Genomic DNA, 17,351 nt, shown 5'->3' with positions numbered 1-17,351 from the left:
CCATCTCCTCTCTATATTGGCATGATTTTTGCATATATAATTTGTGAAAATCGAACTAGAGGAGGAATACACATGACAAATAAAAACAACTTAATCGTTTGTCGTTGTGAAGAGGTTACATATGGGCAACTTCAATCGACAATTGCTGAATATAACTGCTCGGCAAGAGAATTAAAACTAAGAACACGTGCTGGCATGGGATTTTGCGGTGGGCGCACATGCAGAATAATGATAGATCGAATGATTGAAAATGCGAATCCTGACGTAACTCTTAATGAACTACCGTTAAAATATCAACCACCAATACGTGCAGTTACTTTTGGATCAGTAGGTGAAAGTAAATGAGTAGAATTACACATCACCCTATTTTAGGTACTTTACAAAGTAGTGAGCGTATTACCTTTCAATTTAACGGTCATCAATACGAAGCATATGAACATGAAACGATAGCTGCTGCCCTGTTAGCAAATGGAATACGGACATTAAGAGTTCATGAAGATAGCGGAACACCGCGAGGTATTTATTGTAATATCGGGCACTGTTCCGAATGCCGCGTGACAGTAAATAATCAAACAAATGTACGCGCATGCTTAACTGTTGTAGAAGAAAACATGGTTGTTGAAAGCGGGAAACAGCATCCGAATATCGTGAGAGAGATGGTGAAAAAGCGATGAGTGATGTAATTATTATAGGTGCAGGGCCAGCGGGATTATCTGCTTCTATCTCTTGTGCTCGTTTCGGACTAAAAGTGCTCGTTATTGATGAATTTATGAAGCCGGGCGGGAGATTGTTAGGACAGTTGCATCAAGAGCCTACTGGAGAATGGTGGAACGGAATAGAAGAATCGAAGCGACTTCATGAAGAAGCAGAATCACTTTCAGTACATATCAGGTGCGGTGTTTCGGTCTATAATTTAGATAGAGATGAAAACAATTGGTTTGTACATACTAATATCGGTACGTTAGAAACACCTTTCGTACTACTTGCTACTGGAGCTGCGGAATATTCTATTCCCCTTCCTGGCTGGACACTTCCAGGAGTGATGTCAATTGGAGCAGCTCAAGTTATGACAAATGTTCATCGCGTGCAAGTTGGAAAAAAAGGAATTATTATTGGTGCTAACATTTTGTCTTTCGCCATTTTAAGTGAATTGCAATTAGCGGGAATTACAGTGGATCATATTGTACTCCCTGAGAAAAGCGAGTTAAGTCAAAAAGCTGGTGAACCTGAAGAAGTTTTAAACTCTCTTTTAAATGTAGCTCACCTCGCTCCTTCTGCTTTCTTGCGAATAGGTAGCCACTTTATGAAATTTGATTGGATTCGAAAAGCTGGATTAACATTCTATCCAAACAACGGAATGAAAATAAACGGAACGCCACTTCACCTTCGGAAAGCAGCTCTTGAAATTATCGGAACAGATCAAGTTGAAGGTGTACGTATTGCTAATATTGACTCTAAAGGAAATGTTATTAATGGAACAGAGAAAATATATGAAGCAGATTTTGTATGTATTGCCGGGGGATTATACCCACTTGCCGAACTTGCAGCTGTAGCCGGTTGTCCCTTCCATTACATTTCAGAATTAGGCGGACACGTTCCTCTCCATTCCGAAACAATGGAAACTCCTCTTCCTGGTTTATTTGTAGCTGGCAATATTACAGGCATTGAAAGCGGAAAAATTGCGATGGCGCAAGGAACAGTTGCAGGTCTATCTATCGCAAAATATGCAAGTAAAAAACGTGATATAGTCGACCAACAATTATCTCACGCCATGCAAAACGTTCACTTTGTTCGTCAGAAAGCTGCAATTCAGTTTAATCCGATGGTAGATATCGGTAGACGAAAAATGAATGAAATTTGGCGTGATTATTCTTCTACATATGCACATACTAAAAAGAACTGCTGAGATTATTCTCAACAGCTCTTTTCTCTACTCATCTGAGTTATTAAATTTCGCTAATGCGTAAATTCCTTCTTCATCATCTAATTCAAGTTGCAATCTCGCTGCGAATGGATTGACATTATATTCTCTGTCAAGCAATAAGCGTAAAGCTTCGATTAAGTTTGCTTGAATTAAAATTTGCTGGCGACCATTTACCTCTACTTCCGCAGAGAAACCGTAGTCATCATCATACATAAGTTCAACTAATACTTCTTCTGGACCCACTTGTCTTTTTTCAGCGATATATATACAAAGCGCATTTATAAGCTCTTGTTCAGAAATTTTTATTGTTTCCATGCTACTTCATCTGCCTTCTTCTTACGTTGGTCTTTGAAGTATTTAAATGCACGAACTGCTAACATTACGATACCAGCCATTACTAACATATTTACCATAAACGCTAATACAGAACCAAGAGCTCCCATATTTGCAAATAAGCTACCCATTAGTAAACCACCAAGACCACCTAGTAATAAACCTTTCATAAAGCTTCCTTTATTACTTTTTGGTGCTGTATTTGTTGCTTTCGTTTTTGAATCTGGAGTCGTTTTTTGAGAATTTACATTTGAGTCTTTTTTGTTTAAATCAACTTTTGACTTTTGACCTGAACTTGGTGTAAATGATTTTTTACCAGATTTGTAACTTTTCGCTGCCGCATGATCTACGAACATAAAGCTGCTAGCCCCAAAGATAACCATGAATGCTGTCATTACTGCTACAAGTTTTTTCAACATATTATATCCATTCTCCTTTTATATAGATATATGTGAAATCTATCTTTCTAGTAAATTCAGAATGATAGATTTGTTTTTAAGAACATTTTAAAGGTTCTTATGAACTTATTATATGAACTTTTGTCGAAATATGCAAGTATTATTTACTTTCAACAGTTTGGTCACAAAGGAAAAATTAAGCAAAACAGAATTGACTTTAAATGAAACAAAACATATTATAAGTTCATAAGAACTTTTTATTATTTTGGAGGTGAAAAGATGGAAACATTTCATCTCACACGAAACGAAATGGCTACCCTTCTTCTATCACTAAGAGGATGGAATACGAAAAAGCCTCTCGGTATTTTACAAGAAGCTTGGGCAAAGTCACATAAAAAAGATATTGAAAGCGGACAAAGCGTTACAGCTTTTATTACTACCGCACTTTCACCTATTTTTGAAAAGCTGATTAAAATTGACGATACTGATGTCGGTTTTTCTTTAAATGAAATAGTTGCGCTTGGCAATCAGATTGAAAACACAAGTTTCTCTGTAACTGCTATGCAAAACTGGGTGAAACGAGATATAAAAGAAATGATTGGCTCTCCTCAAAAGGGGAAAAAATATTCAATTGAACAAGCAGCCTTACTATTTATTGTCGAAGATTTAAAAACAGCACTTGATTTTGAATCCATTCGTAAGCTATTACGCCTTATTGTAAATGACCCAGCCGATCGAAGTGATGATTTAATCAATCCTGTTCATTTATATGTAGCATACTCTTCTCTATTTGAAGAACTCAATCAAGGGAATTGCTTACAATTAAATGCAACAGATACCGTTCATACAATTGAAAACATCGTAAAAGAAAAAGCTGATAAAATCGCAAGCAAGTTCGATCAAATTAATAACGAACAACGCGAAGCAATTCGTAACGCTATTATTATTGCGACCCTTTCTGTACATACCGCATATGTACAAATGTTAGCAAAACGTTACGTAACAGCAACTTTATTTTTACAGAACTTAGATGTGAAGCCTTAAAAAATAGGAGCAGAAATGCTTCTATTTTTTATGAGAAATTTTTAATAATCTTTTCATTAACCCTTCATGAAAACGCGGCTTATATCTTTTACTATAATAATTATGAGAGACATAAAAGAATTGAAATAGCAATCCCCTATGTAAATAAGGTATAATCTACATATAGTGAACCTTTTACGTCATTAAATAAAAGGTTCTTATACTCAAAAATTCATAAACTAGAAGGTGCAACAATGTTAAGTAGTTTTATTCATTCAGTATTAACGTTTTTTGAAGGATTAGGTTATTGGGGCATTATGCTTGGACTTATGATTGAAATTATCCCAAGTGAAATTGTCCTTGCTTATGCAGGATACTTAGTATTCAATGGAAGTATCTCATTTATAGGCGCTGTTGTATTCGGTACAATTGGCGGTGTTATTGCTCAAATCTTTATTTATTGGCTTGGACGATACGGCGGACGCCCTATATTAGAACGTTACGGAAAATATATTTTCATACATAAAAAACAAATAGATGCTGCAGAAGATTGGTTTAATCGTTACGGAACTGGCGTCATTTTTACAGCACGCTTCATTCCAGTAGTGCGTCATGCGATTTCAATTCCTGCTGGTATTACAAAAATGCCATTACTACGTTTCACTACATTAACAGCACTTGCGATTATCCCTTGGTCTATTATTTTCATTTATTTAGGTGAAAAACTAGGTGAAAATTGGGAGAATATAAATGATATTGCTGGTCCGTATGTGAAATCATTCGCAATTGGTGGCGTCGTACTTATACTTTTATACTTCGTTATAAAAAAATGGACAAAAAAGCGTAAAAATCTCGCTTAAGAATATAATAAAAACCGCTATAAATTCATTCGGAATTATAGCGGTTTTTTATTTATATATGAATTAATCTTCAGGAATTATATAATACCTTTCCATCTACATTTACATGGATAAGCAACCATTTGATCATTTCTTTCGTATATTATCTCAAAAAGGAGTGATTCCCCTATGCATTGGCAGCAAAAAATACCGTACTTAATCGGACGCCCTATCGGCATTTCCTTCATAAATGGGCAAGGAACTTCTGGTGTATTATGTTCAGCGCATGATGGTCAATTATATGTGTATGAATACCTTTATCAAGCTCAGTTTGCAATGAAACATTATGATTATAGACAGATTCAAGATATACATGCATTCCCAAATTGTCCTCACCAAAATCCTCTATACTAAAAAAATCGGAACGGCTCATAGCCATTCCGATTTCTATACTTTATTTCTCAGAATAAAATTTCTGCACTGCTTCATCAAAATAAATCCAACCTTTCCAGCCCAAATGAATCGTATCTTTTAAGAAATACTTATCATATTCATGACCAGAGAAATCAATTACTGGATATCCTGCTTTCTCAACCTGTTCTCGAACTTTTTTATAATACACTTCACGGCGTTCTTTCGGGAAGCCAGTATAATCATACCAAGGCCCATTTACAGGTACAGAAATAAAGAGTGGTTTGACATTTTTCTCTTTAAATAACTCTAAAATAATTTGTAAATCATCGTATTCTGGTGATTCATCATATGTTTCATTTGCTCTAAAGTTTTTTAAACCTTTTAGTTTTTTCTTCAGATTATTCTTATAATAATACGGATTTTCAATTCCGAATGTATTTGTAGTAGACTCAGCTTTCCCTTCTTGTTCTGCGTGTTTACGTGCGTCTTCCCAAGAAATTGAACGAAGTCCGATATTTGTTTTCTCCTTCATCGGTTCGATTTTAAATAAAGAGTTAAATATATCTCTATGATCTAAAATATTTCGATGCATATAAGCAAGTGGTTTAACTAAACCTGCTTTTATGTTATGTTTCGTATCATTATATACAATACCTTCTAATGAATTTTTTAATATATCATCTTCTTGAACAACTTTATAATCTAATAGCCGTTTCGCGATTTGCTTTTTCATTTCTGGATTTATCTCATCATTAAAAATAAAATGATATGCTTGTTGTTTGGAGAAATTATTAGTGAAATCCCCTTGTGAGACACCAGTCTTTGTAAACCATTGTGGTGAAAGAACAAAGACTACTTTTTTACCTTCTAATTCATCCATAGTAGATGTCATATTTAAAATATGAGCTAAACTTTGTGTACCGCCAGTTCCAATTAAAAACGGTGTAAAACCAGCTGGATTTACTTTGAAATAATTAGACGGATGATATGCATCCATTCGTAAAAATTCTGATGAACCGTACATCGGTAAATACTGTGAATTCTCTAACATTTTTTGCTGTAAGAAAACACTTTGTAATTTCTCTTTTTGTAAAGAAGTTGCCGCATCTTCTACCTTCTTATCACTAATAAGTGATACTAAACTTTTCGATGGGATTAGAATGATAATGAAAAAAAGCACACATGCTAAAATTATAGGACCAAAAGCATGCTTCATTTTCATCTTCTGTCCCTCTTTCTATCGTTATTAAATTGTAACCCTTGTTTTTGACACGTCATCTTTTCTCTCCTTTGTCTCTATACATGTTCCATTCTATTTATCTATTATATACATGTATGTATTTCCTTCCTTGTTCTATTAAGCCCTATATAAATAGCGCAAGAAAATGTTTCCATAGAAACATGTTAATTATACAAGATTCTACATAAATTTCACACTGGAATTTTAGTAATAATTTTATTTTTTAACAATAAAAAAACATATGAAATGTCTAGAATTCTTCGGATGATGTATGAAGTTCAAAATATGATAATAAACGCCCGCTATGATTAACTTCATGAGTATATATAAACCCGAACTTTCGTAAAAGTTTTTTCGAGCTCTCATTTGCTACTTTAACTCTAGCAATTATTCTTGTTACATTCAAAGTCTCTATTGCATATTTAATGGAAGCCTCTGCTGCTTCTAATGCATACCCATTCCTCCAATGTTCTGGGTCAAGGAGATACATAATTTCTATTGCACCTGTTTCATCTACCTTTCTTAAACCACAATGTCCTAAAAGCTTTCCTGTTTCACTATTAAATAACAACCATACCCCGAAGTCATACTGTTCCCAATGTAAGATAAGTTGCCCAATATAATCATTTGTTTCTTCCTTCGACATTCCTCTTGATTTAGCCAACCATTTGCCAACAGTATCTTTTTTTAATATGTTATAAAACTGATTAATATCTTCTACAATTGGTTTCCTCATAAATAATCTTTTTGTATAAATTACTTTCTCTTCTTCAAACATAGACATCATTTCCCCTCCAAATACTGTTTACAGACTAATAAATTATACCATGAACTATTTTTCTAACTTTAAATAAGAAAAACAGACTATCACATACATGAAGTCTGTTTCTCCATTCTTTTATTTTTGTACATCTGCCCATTTTAAACTTGTAGCTGGACCAAATTGATGTACATATAAATCTTTCACATATGGTTTTTGTAAGTAAGATAATCCACGCTGGAATACCGGTGCAATTACTGCATCATCAAGTAGCATTTTTTCAGCATCTTGCATTGCTTTCCAGCGAGCCTTTTCATCATTACCTAATTCTGTTTTAATCTTCTTAATTAACGCATCATATTCTGGGTTTGCATATTCTGTATTATTAACACTGCTTCCAGAAAGGAATACTTCTAAGTAAGTCATTGGATCTGGATAATCCGGTAACCAGCGTGATAACGACATTTCATATTCTTTCTTCTTCTCAAGTGCTAATTTTTGCGTATGTGGTTGTAATTTCACATTCACTTTTAATCCTGGTAAGTTTTTCTCAAGCTGCTCTTTAATGTACTCTCCAACTTTTTTAAAGTTTTCCAAGTCATAATTTAATAGTTCTAACGTCACTTCATCTGTACCTGTTTCTTGCTTTGCCTTTTCCCAATATTCTTTCGCTTTTTTTACATCAGTTTTATTAAACTCACCTGCCGTACTTCTAAAATCTTTTTTATCTGGCCCCTTTAAAAATCCTTTTGGTACGTAATAGTTTGCTGCAACCGATCCATCATTTAAAAATGAATCTGCGAGTCCCTTCTTATCAAAAACTGTACTTAGCGCAAGACGTGCATTTTTATTTTTAAGAATCGGTACATTTTCATTAAATCGGAAGAAGTACATAACTGGATCTGTATATTGTTTTAGCTCTTTATTATTTTTATATTTATCTACGAATTCTGTAGAAATAACAGCTCTATCAACTTTATCTGTTTCATATAAATTTACCGCAGTTGAAATTTCTTTTACAATTTGATAGTTTACTTCATCTAAATTCACTTCTTTTTTATCCCAATACTTATCGTTTTTCTTCATTGTAAAGCTAGCTTCATGCTTCCACTCTGATAATGTAAACGGTCCATTATATACCGCTTTATTTGCTTCTAATCCATATTTATCACCTTGCTCTTTCGCATATTTTTCGTTAATTGGATAGAAGGATGGTAAAATTAATAATTTCGTAAAATACGGTACAGGATGTTCTAGCTCTACGACGAATGTTTTATCATCCTTCGCTTTTACTCCTAATTCATCTAGACCTAGTTGTTTTTTATTTATCTTCTCAGCATTTTTTACATCGTACGCAATGTATGCATATTGAGAAGCAGTATCTGGATTTATCAATTGCTTCCAAGCGTATACGTAATCATGAGCGGTTACTGGCTCTCCGTTAGACCATTTCGCATCACGCAATTGGAATGTATATGTTTTTCCATCTTTACTCACTTCATATTTTTGTGCGCCGGCTTCAATTATTTCATCATTTTTCGATAGACGGAATAGTCCTTCCATTACGTTATTCAAAACGTTAAACGAGACTGCATCTGTTACTTTCCCTGAATTTAACGACGGAATTTCACCTGTTTCTAGTAACTGTAATACTTTCTTCTCATCTTTCGGCTTTGTTGCAGTTTTTTCTTTTGCGCAACCAACTAAAAATGAAGAAACTAATAGAGTACTAACTAATGAGTAACGAATAACTTTTTTCATTTAAAAACCCCCTTCTATTTTTAAGGTAAGTAACGACGAGCACCAGCGTATTCTTCTATATATCCTGGTGTATTTAGCGGTATAATCTCTACCGACCTTTCAGCTCTTGGTGAGTGAATCATATTGCCATCACCAATATACATTGCAACGTGATGGACACTACCTTTCCCTTGATCATGTGCAAAGAAAATTAAATCTCCTTTTTGTAGATTTTCTTTATCAACTGCAACCCCTGCTCTTGATTGCGGTCCAGAATCTCGCGGAATTGTAATGCCGTGCGATTTATAGATCGTATGTGTGAAGCCAGAGCAATCAAATCCAAAACCACTTGTACCAGCCCATATATACGGTAAGCCTAAAAACATTTTCCCTGTGTTAATTAAATCATTGGCCGCCGGAGTTGGAATATCAGTTTGAGATCGGTAAACTGTTCCATCATTTTTTCGTAGCCATGCTTTCTGACCGTTTGGCAACAATACACGGTATGAAATTGTGTCTTCACTTAATAGCGGCAGTCTTGTATTATAACTGACTTCAAGTGATTTATGTTTTTCAGAAGGATTTATATATAAAATCGCTGTTGGTTTGGTTATTAAGACAAAAGGTTCATTTGTTTTATCTGCAAATTCTTGATTATATGTTAATTGTTTTTCAGGCATCCAGCCCGGATAACCTTCTTCATTTCGTGGTGTTGGCTGTCCATGCACTAATACCTTCACCCATTCACCTTTCTTATCAATAACAGTTACTTCTTGACCGAGTAAAGCTTGTGTTTCTAATTTATTTGCATTTGTTAACCATAGTTTCTCGTCAAGTGTCATTGATTTCGTCCATTTCCATAGATCCACTGGATTTGTTGCACTCGGTGTATCGATTGGTCTTAATGAATCAGGTGCTGTCCATAACGTTGCAGCAGATACATCTATAAATGCTTTATTATCCTTCTTTTCTTCAGCATTTGCCGATGTAAACGATGAAAATATAAATAAAGTTGTTAAAAATGCAGTTCCTACTTTTTTCATATATATCCCCCTTAAAAGATAGTTTACTTGTCTCTTCTCCTAAGATTTACTATTCACTGTCGATTGAAGGTTTACCTTTGATCCAGAATAAGTCATTCCTTCTGGCTCTTCCATTAACCAAAGCGGTGCATCAAGATCAAAATAATGAATATTAGGATGCGCTGCCGCTAAATGCGCAACAGCACTAACGGAAAGTGAAGACTCCATCATGCTGCCCACCATACACTTCACACCAGCTGTTTCTGCGATATCAGCAATACGCCATGCTTCACGTATGCCACCACATTTCATTAATTTAATATTAATGAAGTCTGCATATCTTCCTTGAACGAGCTTTAATGCGTCACTTGCTGAAAATATACTTTCATCGGCCATAATTGGCGTTTGCACACGATCTTTGACGTACTTTAACCCATCCCAATCTTTCGCGTGTACTGGTTGTTCAATAAATTCTATATTTAAATTACGATTTTCCATCTCTTGAATGATAGAAACCGCTTCTTTTGGACTCCAACCTTGATTCGCATCTAAACGTAATGTCGTATTTCTTGGTACCACATTTCGAATTGCCTCAATACGTTCCAAATCTAAATGCGCCTCTTTACCCACTTTAATCTTTAATGTTTGAAATCCTTTTTCTATATGTTTCTTCGCTTCTTTTGCCATTAATACAGGCTCATCCACACTCACTGTAATATCGGTATGAATTTCTTTCTTCCCGCCTAACAATGCATATAACGGCACATTTTGATATTGGCAATATACATCATATAAAGCGATATCTACCGCTGCTTTTGCACTTGAATTTCCAATACAACTCATTTGAATGCGCTGTAGTAACTGCTGAAATTGAATGATATTTTGACCAATTAAACATGAACGCATCGGCCCTAAAATCGCTTCTTCCATTCCGCTGGTGAAATCCCCCGTAATAACTGGCGTTGCGGCTGCAGCCCCCTTACCAATCACTCCTTCGTCTGTATGAATATAAACATCTATACTTTCAATTTCGGTTACAGTACGAAGCGCGGTTTTAAACGGTGTATGCAGTTTTACACGTCTACGATTTACTTTTACATCTGTAATTTTCATTTTGTTCATCCTTTCGTTCTCCAATGAAGTGAAATTTTAATCCACCGGAGATTTATACCCACGGATTATTAGGTAAACCCATTGGGCATTTACTCTCCTATCTCTCTACTTTATTTTCGTTTGCTTTTGATGTAGGACGATAATGTGAAATAAAAAAATCCAGCCATAAGAATGATTCTTACGGCTGGATTTTGTCTATGATTGAGTAGACAAAGCAGCAATCTGATTATATTTTTTCTGTGCATCTTTTAGCGCTACAAGTAACGCTTTTTGAGAAGAACCGAAATATCGGTTCTTTACTTCCATTACTAACGCCGGGTCATTTATATTTTTATGTAGAAATAAATATTTAACAAATTGAGATGTTAATGCAATTGTCGCTGAGCAGTCTGCATCTACAATTTCCCCTGTATCCTTAACAAGTATAAATGCTACGAAATAGCTTTTAAACTTTTCAGTAATGGGATTATTTTGAGGTGCTTTCGCATCCCCTACGATATAAATTGTATTTGAAGCGTACACAGCTATCTTCCTTTCTTATACGAGGATAACGGGTTTCTTAATAGTCATATGAGCGAGGAACTCAACGTTGATTAAAAAATGTATCCGCTTACCTTGTATTATAATATAATTGACAGAATTTTAACAACATTTATTTTAGTGCATATTCCATATTTATGAAAACAGCTTAAACTCTTCATTTCTACAATATGTGATTGTTCCTTGTACCATGACATTCATACATGAAAAACTGCACCCCCAATTGTTAGACGGTGTCTAACAATTGGGGGTGCAGTTCAATGGCTAACTGTTTTTTATTACTTTGGCATCACAAATATAGTTTCATTTGACTTAGAAAATTGATACTCTTTTCTCGCTAACTTCAAAATTTCTTCCTCATCGTCTGTTAAATTTTCTATGTTAGTCTTTAAAGAATCTTTATCTTTCTTTAAAGATACTAATTGCTTCTTTTGATCCGTAATCGTATCTTTCTTTTTATCAATTACTTCTTGTTGTTTCGTTAAAATATATTGAACGTACAGAGTAGTTGTCGCAATAAAAAGGACCATTAAAATAAGTCGCCTTAACTTCTTTTTATTTACCCTACGCTTATCACTAGGTTGTGGTAATTGCTCTGGTATATTAGGAACATTTACTCGTTTGAGTTTCCTCATTCAAATCCCCCTAACCCATATTTTTCACTACCATCGGCACGTTTTCTTACTAAAATAAATTCTATTCTTATAAAATAAACTCCTTCACAAAAATATCCCATAAATTAACCAATTAAAGATAGCATTCGACGACATTTCTACATTTACACCGTTTTTTTTTATACATGCTGCTATAAAATAGTAGTTTCTGTAATTCTTTTTCTACTATTGTAGAAGAGTTTTTTCACACACAAAATTCTTACCCCACATATCCATGTTATAACATGCTTACAAGGAGGAGAAATATGCATTACCGCACATTAGGTAAAACTGGAATAACTGTTTCTGAAATAGGTTTTGGGGCATGGGCAATCGGTGGTGATGAATGGGGACCTGTTAACGATAAACAATCTATAACTGCTATAAAAAAAGCAATTGAGTGTGGTGTGAATTTTATTGATACTGCGGATGTGTATGGTTTAGGACATAGTGAAAAGTTGGTGGCTACCGCGATTAAAGGACATCGTAATGATATTATCCTATCAACGAAAGGTGGTTTAATTGGACACCACTACGACCCTAATGGAGTTCCTGTATATGATACTCCCGAAAAAATCATCGCCGTATTTGAAACAAGTTTACAACGTCTTCAAACAGATTATATTGATCTTTATTTTTGTCATATTTGGTGGCATAATCGTAGAGAAACAGAAGCATTTCTACGTGCATTTGACATATTAAAACGTGATGGAAAAGTAAGGGCAGTCGGTGTTTCGACTCATGATTTACAATACATTCATCATTTCAATAACAACAACGAAATTGATATCGTACAGCTTGATTACAATATATTAAATCGAAAACCAGAAAAAGATATATTACCATTTTTACAAGAGAAAAATTTAGGAGCTGTTATTCGTGGTCCATTAAAAATGGGCATTTTAACTGGAAAATTCACAAATAAAACAATTTTTCCGGATGGAGATTTACGCAAAGATTGGCCAAATGAAACTTGGTTTCAAGAAGACTTACAAACTGTAAAGAAACTTCGGTTGCTCTCAAATAAAAATCAGACCTTAGGGCAACTTGCACTTCGCTATGTACTCTCTCATCCGGCAGTAAGTGTTGTAATTCCTGGTGCCAAAACAGGAATACAAGCACAAGAAAATGCAAATGCATCTGTTCGCCCTATGTTGAGTGATGAAGAGCTTAACTATATTCATTCAATATAAAAAGCCCAATTCGGGCTTTTTAATTTGGGAAACTAATATCATACTCCATTCGCTTCGCTGTGTCCTCCGCAACATGCACACCTAACAAGTTTTTCACAATATGAAATGCCATATTAATTCCAGCTGAAATTCCGGCAGATGTTATAATATGTCCTTCATCTACAAACTTTACATTTTCTATAACTTCAACATTTTGAAACTCATTTTTAAACTTTTCAATACTAGCCCAATGTGTTGTTGCTTTTAAACCTTCCAGTAAACCTGCTTTCGCCAGTAATAGCGCTCCTGTACAAACTGAAGTCATCAGCTTTACTTCTTTCATTTGTTGGCGAATCCATTTTATTACTATTTCATTTTTTATTTCATATTCTCTAGCACCTAGCCCACCCGGAATTATTAAAATATCCACTGGTGGTAAATTTTCAATACTATAATCTGGCTGTACCTTCAATCCGTTCCTTGCTGTAATCATTTCCCCATTCTCGCTAACTGTATAAACAGTAAATGGTTTTTCCTCATTCACCTCAGTTACAGAAAAAACTTCAAATGGCCCTGCAAAGTCTAACACTTCTACTTCATTAAATAAAAATATACCAACACTCCATTTATTCATCATAAGTTCACTTCCTGTTTCAAATGATGTAATAGATGATCATATCCTTTTTCTAATGCAATATCATACGCTGTTTTCCCATCATTTTTCTTTATCATCTTATTAGCTCCATTTTTAAGGAGTAACATAATTATTTCTTCATTCCCTAATAATGCCGCTTCGTGAAGTCCTGTCCAGCCACCACTTTGCATAATATTTACATCTAATCCTTTTTCAATTAAGAAAGCAACAAGTTCACTTTGCTTGTTCGCAATTGCTGCTTGCAAAGGCGTATTTTCATTTTCGTTTTTCGCTCTACTATGTATATCTGCACCACTTTCTAAAAGAAAACTCGCTATTTCTTTCTGTCCAAAATAAGCTGCTAAATGAAGTGGTGTCCATCCATCTTCACTACATTCGTTAACAATACTTGGACTCGCCTTTATAAACTTCACTACTTTTTCCTTATTACCACTTATAACAGCTTGTGCTATTGATTGTAAATGCTCCATAATAATCTCCCATCCTTCAAAATATTTAAGCATCTCCTTCTACATGTTCTATTCATTATTATATTTTCCTTTTAAAACCTTAAGTTTACATAATAATATTATATATCACTTTTTGTGCTTAATGCTGAATAGCAATAATGTTAAAAATACTGCCTTTAAACAATGAAGACCATGATTTCATTAGAATGACTGAAAAAGCAAGCAAAAAACTATACACATAGTTTTCATCATATTTGTTCAGTTGCATGAACTAAAACAGGTAATGTTTATTCTGCTATTTATGCTTTCAACATATCAAATAATATTATTCCAATAAAAAACAATCCATTTTAAAAATGGATTGTTTTTTTATTTTTGTTTTATGCGGTTTATTTTATTTTTGTATTTTCAATGATAGAATAATTATATTTACAAAAATGAAACACTACTATCTTAGCCCCTCTTATAGTAAGTTTTTCGTTCGAAAACAAAAATACAATTTCACCTTACAATTGAAAAAACATATGTAAAAGTTTCTAAAACAGCTGCCTTATCATACTAATCTATAGCAATTCTGTCTTCTTCCCTTACCTGTTTCCTTTAACACATACGATTTTAAAACTAGCGCCGTTAATGAATCTGTTAATGTTTTATATGATAAATTTGATAATGCCAATAGATCGTTCGTATATAACATTCTATGCTTCTCTAATAATAATAGTACTAATCGTTCAGACGGTTTTAATGCCTCGTCACTTTCTAGTATAAAGTCTATATTTTTCATTTCTCTAATTACTACTCCTTATATAAAAAATACTTTAGGTGCTAATTTAATATGAAAATAATACATAACAAAATTATAGATATATTAAAATAGTACCATCTAAAAACACTATTATACTATAACATAGAAGTAGTGTTTCCCCAAATAGGAAATGCTTTTTTATATCGCTGTAAGATTCTTGCAAATGTACATAATATTTTGTACCATTACCCGCCAAGTTTTCTTCTAATTTCGCTGCTCATCCTGATGTATTTGTAATCAATGAAGTTCTTCTAAATTTATAAACAAATAAAAAACGGTTCGTCTATCATGCCCTAAACATGAATGACAACCGTTTTCTAGTTTCTTCTTAATTAACATGCTCTATCTTAAATATTTCTTGCAATATGCGGCTTACTGTAATGACTTGTTCCACCGCCACCTACAACTACTTTACCGCCTTTTTCGAAAATTAATAATTTACTTGAACCATCTGCAAGAAGCACTATTACTTCAGCATTATTACTTGTTGCTATATAAATTACATAACCACTCTTTGATATACAAGTTTCCCAATTCGCATCAAATTCTGATCTTACTACACGATTTGAATACACTTGATTTTCAATTCTATCTTGTTCTACGTTTTCCAAATTTATTCTCCCCTCTTCCCTGCATAGTTATATATATTAAAATAACACCATCTAAAATAGTGACCGATTTTAACATAAATAGTATATGTAATTAGTAGGAGAATGCTTGGACAATAGAAACGAAATAGACTTCGGGAATTTTACAATTGAAACTTCTCTTTAATCATTTCCGCTACTTCTTTTGCACTCAAATACGTGTTATTAATTTTTATATACTCTTCTTTTTCAATTTCACCATGAAGAGAGTTTAATCTATGCATTTTCATCGTTTCTTTCAAATTATTTTCAGACCACTCAATATCTCTTTTTTTCGGTTTATGTTCTAATCTATTCGGGCTTTTATTTCGTTCTAATCTTTCATCTAATTCCGCTTCCAGCTCTACAAAATACACTGTCCCACCTTTTGATTCAAAAATATTTTCTACATGATGTATATAATCCCAATCCTCTTGGAGGTCAAATGCCCATATATACGTAAAAATCATTCCAGATAAATCACTTTTAGATACTTCTTCAAATATTTCATTACGAAATAAACTTACTAGTCTTTTTGCTTCTTTCGTACTGTAATCAAAAATTGGACTTACTAAATCAATTGTCATGTGGTTATGAAAAAGTTTTAAACCGGTTAATGTTGCTAATTCTTGCCCCACTGTCATTTTTCCAACTGCTTGTGGGCCAAATATTAATATAAGTTTCATTTATTTCCCTCCAATCTTTCTCTATAAACCATTACATAAAATAAAAAATAAGACAGCCGATTTTAAAACGATTGCCTTATTTTTTATTCATAGTTTTAGTTCTATTCTTTTCGCACAGCTTCAAAAGTAATCGTTTGATTTGCATTTGACGGTTCTTTTTCATAAACATATTCAGTAGAGCGAGTAATGTTTGAGAAACCTATACTTTCTAAAAGAAGTATAAACTCTTCTATTCCATACCAGCGCAGCGCAAAGCGTTGCAATTCTGTTTGTACTAACTGTCCTTTACTCCACTTTTCATATTTCAAATATGATACAGTAACTTGGTTCAGCCAATCTATTTCAATTGATTTATTTTCTAATGTGATTCCGTCTCCGCTTGGCAAAGAGAAAGTCGATGTATGAATTTCCCCAGTCTTCCATTTATGCGGGAGCATAATATCTACGATTAATCGTCCACCTGGATTAAGATGTTCATAAAAACATTTCAATGCATTTATAGAATCCACACGATTTTCAATTAAACAAAAAGATCCAGTAGGAATGATAATTGCGTCATATTTATGCGGAAGTGAAAATTGTTGCAAGCTTCCTTCATACAAATTAGGATGTAAGCCTCTCTCTTTACAGCGCTTACGGCAAGAATCTAGCATTTCAGGTGAATAATCTATCCCATCCACTTTAAAACCAGCCTCTAGAAGCGGAATGATGACACGCCCTGAACCTACTGCAGCTTCGAGGATTCTTCCTCTACAATCTTTTAAACGTTCTTTGTAATACTCAATATCACCATTTAAAGAATAACCGACTGGTTTTGTGTAATCATACAGTTCCGTACAAAGTGTACTATAAAAACTAAACATTTATTTTCTCCTCCGTTTTTACGTACGGAAGATTTCAATTCAACTAATCTTCCTGTACCTCTAATTTTAATGAGATTTCGAAAGAGCTGACTGTCA

Annotated in this window: 22 protein-coding genes; 7 read left to right on the top strand and 15 right to left on the bottom strand. The window is 33.9% G+C overall.

The window, feature by feature from the left end; translation table 11 throughout:
* Nucleotides 1–72 precede the first annotated feature (72 nt).
* From ACTFRM_RS11465 to ACTFRM_RS11455, 3 genes are read left to right on the top strand one after another with little or no spacing between them, the layout of a single operon-like run.
* Nucleotides 73–345, top strand: a complete 273-nt coding sequence (locus ACTFRM_RS11465; RefSeq protein ID WP_000182619.1) for a (2Fe-2S)-binding protein — start codon at nucleotides 73–75, stop codon at nucleotides 343–345.
* On the top strand, nucleotides 342–674 hold the full coding sequence (locus ACTFRM_RS11460) for a (2Fe-2S)-binding protein (protein ID WP_000087065.1): 333 nt from the start codon (nucleotides 342–344) through the stop codon (nucleotides 672–674). Before ACTFRM_RS11465 ends, ACTFRM_RS11460 begins: the two co-directional genes overlap by 4 nt.
* Nucleotides 671–1,906 carry an NAD(P)/FAD-dependent oxidoreductase gene (locus ACTFRM_RS11455; protein WP_322372915.1) on the top strand — a complete coding sequence of 412 codons (1,236 nt, stop codon included), beginning with the start codon at nucleotides 671–673 and terminating at the stop codon, nucleotides 1,904–1,906. The genes ACTFRM_RS11460 and ACTFRM_RS11455 overlap by 4 nt, the downstream gene beginning before the upstream one ends.
* A gap of 24 nt (nucleotides 1,907–1,930) precedes the next feature.
* Here the strand turns inward: ACTFRM_RS11455 and ACTFRM_RS11450 are convergent, their stop codons facing one another.
* Together ACTFRM_RS11450 and ACTFRM_RS11445 are read right to left on the bottom strand one after the other, a co-directional pair.
* Nucleotides 1,931–2,239: a YxcD family protein gene (locus tag ACTFRM_RS11450; protein WP_000447747.1), complete on the bottom strand. Its 309-nt coding sequence runs from the start codon at nucleotides 2,237–2,239 to the stop codon at nucleotides 1,931–1,933.
* Entirely contained in the window at nucleotides 2,227–2,676 is a 450-nt protein-coding gene (locus ACTFRM_RS11445) for a hypothetical protein (RefSeq protein ID WP_000914478.1), read from the bottom strand. Before ACTFRM_RS11445 ends, ACTFRM_RS11450 begins: the two co-directional genes overlap by 13 nt.
* A gap of 258 nt (nucleotides 2,677–2,934) precedes the next feature.
* On the opposite strand from ACTFRM_RS11445, the gene ACTFRM_RS11440 reads away from it, so the two are divergent.
* The 3 genes from ACTFRM_RS11440 (at nucleotide 2,935) to ACTFRM_RS11430 (ending at nucleotide 4,931) form a co-directional block, all read left to right on the top strand.
* Entirely contained in the window at nucleotides 2,935–3,699 is a 765-nt protein-coding gene (locus ACTFRM_RS11440; RefSeq protein ID WP_000447231.1) for a DUF1836 domain-containing protein, read from the top strand.
* 233 nt (nucleotides 3,700–3,932) lie between these two features.
* Nucleotides 3,933–4,538 (top strand): DedA family protein, encoded by a 606-nt coding sequence (locus ACTFRM_RS11435; RefSeq protein WP_000952913.1) that lies wholly within the window; start codon nucleotides 3,933–3,935, stop codon nucleotides 4,536–4,538.
* Between the two features lie 168 nt (nucleotides 4,539–4,706).
* Nucleotides 4,707–4,931, top strand: coding sequence for a hypothetical protein (locus tag ACTFRM_RS11430; RefSeq protein WP_000558689.1), 225 nt, complete (start codon nucleotides 4,707–4,709; stop codon nucleotides 4,929–4,931).
* A gap of 40 nt (nucleotides 4,932–4,971) precedes the next feature.
* On the opposite strand, the gene dltD is transcribed toward ACTFRM_RS11430, so the two are convergent.
* The 7 genes from dltD to ACTFRM_RS11395 form a co-directional block, all read right to left on the bottom strand.
* Complete coding sequence (gene dltD / locus ACTFRM_RS11425) at nucleotides 4,972–6,153, bottom strand: D-alanyl-lipoteichoic acid biosynthesis protein DltD (RefSeq protein ID WP_440043308.1); 1,182 nt, start codon at nucleotides 6,151–6,153, stop codon at nucleotides 4,972–4,974.
* A 268-nt stretch (nucleotides 6,154–6,421) separates the two neighbouring features.
* Nucleotides 6,422–6,955: a GNAT family N-acetyltransferase gene (locus ACTFRM_RS11420; protein ID WP_440043307.1), complete on the bottom strand. Its 534-nt coding sequence runs from the start codon at nucleotides 6,953–6,955 to the stop codon at nucleotides 6,422–6,424.
* A 114-nt stretch (nucleotides 6,956–7,069) separates the two neighbouring features.
* Nucleotides 7,070–8,692: a peptide ABC transporter substrate-binding protein gene (locus ACTFRM_RS11415; protein WP_000755969.1), complete on the bottom strand. Its 1,623-nt coding sequence runs from the start codon at nucleotides 8,690–8,692 to the stop codon at nucleotides 7,070–7,072.
* A 20-nt stretch (nucleotides 8,693–8,712) separates the two neighbouring features.
* Nucleotides 8,713–9,714 carry a C40 family peptidase gene (locus ACTFRM_RS11410; RefSeq protein ID WP_000755417.1) on the bottom strand — a complete coding sequence of 334 codons (1,002 nt, stop codon included), beginning with the start codon at nucleotides 9,712–9,714 and terminating at the stop codon, nucleotides 8,713–8,715.
* 39 nt (nucleotides 9,715–9,753) lie between these two features.
* Complete coding sequence (locus ACTFRM_RS11405) at nucleotides 9,754–10,815, bottom strand: dipeptide epimerase (RefSeq protein ID WP_001038463.1); 1,062 nt, start codon at nucleotides 10,813–10,815, stop codon at nucleotides 9,754–9,756.
* 186 nt (nucleotides 10,816–11,001) lie between these two features.
* Entirely contained in the window at nucleotides 11,002–11,328 is a 327-nt protein-coding gene (locus ACTFRM_RS11400) for a DUF3870 domain-containing protein (RefSeq protein WP_000271312.1), read from the bottom strand.
* Between the two features lie 296 nt (nucleotides 11,329–11,624).
* Nucleotides 11,625–11,981, bottom strand: a complete 357-nt coding sequence (locus tag ACTFRM_RS11395; RefSeq protein WP_001228725.1) for an FtsB family cell division protein — start codon at nucleotides 11,979–11,981, stop codon at nucleotides 11,625–11,627.
* A 284-nt stretch (nucleotides 11,982–12,265) separates the two neighbouring features.
* Here ACTFRM_RS11395 and ACTFRM_RS11390 point away from each other — a divergent pair, with 284 nt between their 5' ends.
* Complete coding sequence (locus tag ACTFRM_RS11390; RefSeq protein WP_000559360.1) at nucleotides 12,266–13,192, top strand: aldo/keto reductase; 927 nt, start codon at nucleotides 12,266–12,268, stop codon at nucleotides 13,190–13,192.
* A gap of 19 nt (nucleotides 13,193–13,211) precedes the next feature.
* On the opposite strand, the gene ACTFRM_RS11385 is transcribed toward ACTFRM_RS11390, so the two are convergent.
* The 6 genes from ACTFRM_RS11385 to ACTFRM_RS11360 all read right to left on the bottom strand — a co-directional run bounded on the left by ACTFRM_RS11385 (nucleotide 13,212) and on the right by ACTFRM_RS11360 (nucleotide 17,255).
* Nucleotides 13,212–13,808: a DJ-1/PfpI family protein gene (locus ACTFRM_RS11385; protein WP_000981423.1), complete on the bottom strand. Its 597-nt coding sequence runs from the start codon at nucleotides 13,806–13,808 to the stop codon at nucleotides 13,212–13,214.
* Entirely contained in the window at nucleotides 13,805–14,296 is a 492-nt protein-coding gene (locus ACTFRM_RS11380) for an ankyrin repeat domain-containing protein (RefSeq protein WP_000400680.1), read from the bottom strand. Before ACTFRM_RS11380 ends, ACTFRM_RS11385 begins: the two co-directional genes overlap by 4 nt.
* 532 nt (nucleotides 14,297–14,828) lie before the next feature.
* Nucleotides 14,829–15,059 carry a hypothetical protein gene (locus ACTFRM_RS11375; protein ID WP_000789031.1) on the bottom strand — a complete coding sequence of 77 codons (231 nt, stop codon included), beginning with the start codon at nucleotides 15,057–15,059 and terminating at the stop codon, nucleotides 14,829–14,831.
* 368 nt (nucleotides 15,060–15,427) lie between these two features.
* Nucleotides 15,428–15,691, bottom strand: a complete 264-nt coding sequence (locus ACTFRM_RS11370) for a hypothetical protein (protein ID WP_000432421.1) — start codon at nucleotides 15,689–15,691, stop codon at nucleotides 15,428–15,430.
* Between the two features lie 140 nt (nucleotides 15,692–15,831).
* Nucleotides 15,832–16,392 (bottom strand): AAA family ATPase, encoded by a 561-nt coding sequence (locus ACTFRM_RS11365; RefSeq protein WP_000767065.1) that lies wholly within the window; start codon nucleotides 16,390–16,392, stop codon nucleotides 15,832–15,834.
* A gap of 101 nt (nucleotides 16,393–16,493) precedes the next feature.
* On the bottom strand, nucleotides 16,494–17,255 hold the full coding sequence (locus ACTFRM_RS11360) for a class I SAM-dependent methyltransferase (RefSeq protein WP_000490911.1): 762 nt from the start codon (nucleotides 17,253–17,255) through the stop codon (nucleotides 16,494–16,496).
* Nucleotides 17,256–17,351 lie beyond the last annotated feature (96 nt).

It is taken from the genome of Bacillus cereus group sp. MYBK227-1 (genome assembly GCF_051916325.1).
GTDB lineage: Bacteria > Bacillota > Bacilli > Bacillales > Bacillaceae_G > Bacillus_A > Bacillus_A cereus.
This window is presented reverse-complemented; position numbering and strand designations above follow the sequence as displayed.